The following is a 2383-nucleotide window of genomic DNA, read 5'->3' on the forward strand; positions in this document are numbered from 1 at the left end:
GGCCAAGGACTGGGAAAAATCCATCGCCTCCGCCGAAGCATGGATCAACGTCGCCCATATCCGCCTCACAACCAGGCGTCTCGCAAGGTATTGTTTCAATTCATAGAGTTTCGAGTCGGGCTCTTAGCCAGCCGGTGGTTTCGACACCAGGAGCCCGGATCCGCGCGGGACGAAGCCTCAGTTTTATTTAAATCTCAAGGAAAGGCACGGGGTGGCCCGCAGTGAGGCGGGACCACCCTACCGAATCTCCTGGGTCAGCAATAGACCGGAAACGCCCGTGTCAGGTCGGACACCCTCCCTTGAACGCGAGCGAGAACCGCTTCGTCGTCCGGCGCATCCAACAGGTCGGCGATCAGGTTTCCCACCTCCCGCGCCTCGATCTCCCGGAACCCCCGCGTGGTCAGCGCGGGCGTTCCCAACCGGATGCCGGAGGTCACGAACGGCTTTTCCGGATCTTGCGGAATGGCGTTTTTGTTGACGGTGAGGTGGGCCCGTCCCAAAACGGCCTCGGCCTGCTTGCCGGTGATCCGCTTGGCCCGCAGGTCAACCAGCATCAGATGGCTTTCCGTGCGACCGGAGACGATCCGCAGACCCCGCGCGATCAGGGTCTCAGCCAGCACCGCCGCATTGCGCAGGACATGGCGTTGATAATCGACGAAGTCGGGGCTCATTGCCTCCTTGAAGGCGATCGCCTTGGCGGCGACGACATGCATCAGCGGCCCGCCCTGCAATCCTGGAAACACCGCCGAATTGATCGCCTTCTCATGCTCGATCCGGGTCAGGATCACCCCACCCCGGGGGCCACGCAGGCTCTTGTGGGTGGTGGTGGTGACGAAATCGGCATGCGGCACCGGATTGGGATAGAGCCCGGCGGCGATCAGGCCGGCATAATGGGCCATATCGACCATCAAATAGGCGCCGACCTCGCGCGCCACCCGCGCGATCCGTTCGAAGTCGATCCGTAACGCGAAGGCCGAGGCGCCGGCGATGATCAGCTTCGGCCGGGATTCCCGCGCCAGCCGCTCCAGCCCGACGTAATCAATGTCTTCCTGCGCGTTCAGGCCATAGCTGACCACATTGAACCATTTGCCACTCATGTTGAGCGGCATGCCGTGGGTCAGATGCCCGCCATCGGCGAGGCTCATCCCCATGATGGTGTCGCCGGGCTGGAGGGTGGCGAAGAACACCGCCTGATTGGCCTGGGACCCGGAATGGGGCTGCACGTTGGCGGCCTCGGCTCCGAACAGCCGGCGGACGCGGTCGATCGCCAGCCGTTCGACGACGTCGACCTGGTCGCAACCGCCGTAATAGCGTTTCCCCGGATAACCTTCGGCGTATTTATTGGTCAGTTGCGACCCCTGCGCCGCCATGACGGCGGGAGAGGTATAGTTTTCGGAGGCGATCAGTTCGATGTGATCTTCCTGACGGCGGGTCTCGTTCTCGATCGCGGCAAAGATTTCCGGATCGATCCGGGCGATCGTTTTCTGGCTACGGTCAAACATGGCATCAATCTCAACAGATCGTCCCTGCGGGACGAAGGGAGGGCAAGGCCGGAGCGGCCGGGGCCGGCGCGGTCAGGCGATGGTGGCGCGCAGGGTGCGGGCGGCACTGACCATGTTGGTCAGGGCCGGGATCACCTCGCTCCACTGCCGGGTCTTGAGGCCGCAATCCGGATTGACCCACAGCCGCTCGGCCGGGATCCGCTCCGCCGCCTTCTTCATCAGGGCGACGATATGCGCCTCGCTCGGGATATTGGGGGAATGGATGTCATAGACCCCCGGCCCGATCTGGTTCGGATAGTTGAAATCGTCGAAGGCATCGAGCAATTCCATGTCCGAGCGCGAGGTCTCGATGGTGATGACGTCGGCATCCATCGCGGCGATCGCGGCGATGATGTCGTTGAATTCCGAGTAGCACATGTGGGTATGGATCTGGGTGTCGTCCTCGACCCCGTTGGCGGTGATGCGGAAGCATTCCACCGCCCAGTCGAGATAGGATTGCCACTCGGCGCGGCGCAGGGGCAGGCCTTCGCGCAACGCGGCTTCGTCGATCTGGATCACCCCGATGCCGGCCCGTTCGAGATCCAGCACTTCCTCGCGCATCGCCAGCGCCAATTGCCGGCAGGTGTCCGCCCTCGGCTGGTCATCGCGCACGAACGACCAGTTGAGGATCGTCACCGGGCCGGTCAGCATTCCCTTCATCGGCCGGTCGGTCAGCGAGGCGGCATGGCGGATCCAGTCGACCGTCATCGCCCGAGGCCGACTGATGTCGCCGAACAGGATCGGCGGCTTGACGCAGCGCGAGCCGTAGGATTGCACCCAGCCGAACCGGCTGAAGGCATAGCCGTCGAGCTGTTCGCCGAAATACTCGACCATGTCGTTGC

The 2383-nt window shown here is 63.4% G+C and carries 1 protein-coding gene and 2 pseudogenes; 1 reads left to right on the top strand and 2 read right to left on the bottom strand.

The features are described 5' to 3' along the window. Positions 1–106, top strand: a pseudogene (locus ACFSNB_RS18605) (IS5/IS1182 family transposase); the annotation flags it as partial. Positions 107–254: 148 nt separating this feature from the next. On the opposite strand, the gene glyA reads toward ACFSNB_RS18605, so the two are convergent. Both glyA and ACFSNB_RS18615 read right to left on the bottom strand, forming a co-directional pair. Beyond that, positions 255–1502, bottom strand: a complete 1248-nt coding sequence (gene glyA / locus ACFSNB_RS18610) for a serine hydroxymethyltransferase (RefSeq protein WP_377319303.1) — start codon at positions 1500–1502, stop codon at positions 255–257. Between the two features lie 72 nt (positions 1503–1574). Then, positions 1575–2383 (bottom strand): annotated as a pseudogene (locus tag ACFSNB_RS18615) (5-methyltetrahydropteroyltriglutamate--homocysteine S-methyltransferase); the annotation flags it as partial.

Source organism: Phaeospirillum tilakii (genome assembly GCF_042683125.1).
Classification (GTDB): Bacteria; Pseudomonadota; Alphaproteobacteria; order Rhodospirillales; family Magnetospirillaceae; genus Phaeospirillum; species Phaeospirillum tilakii.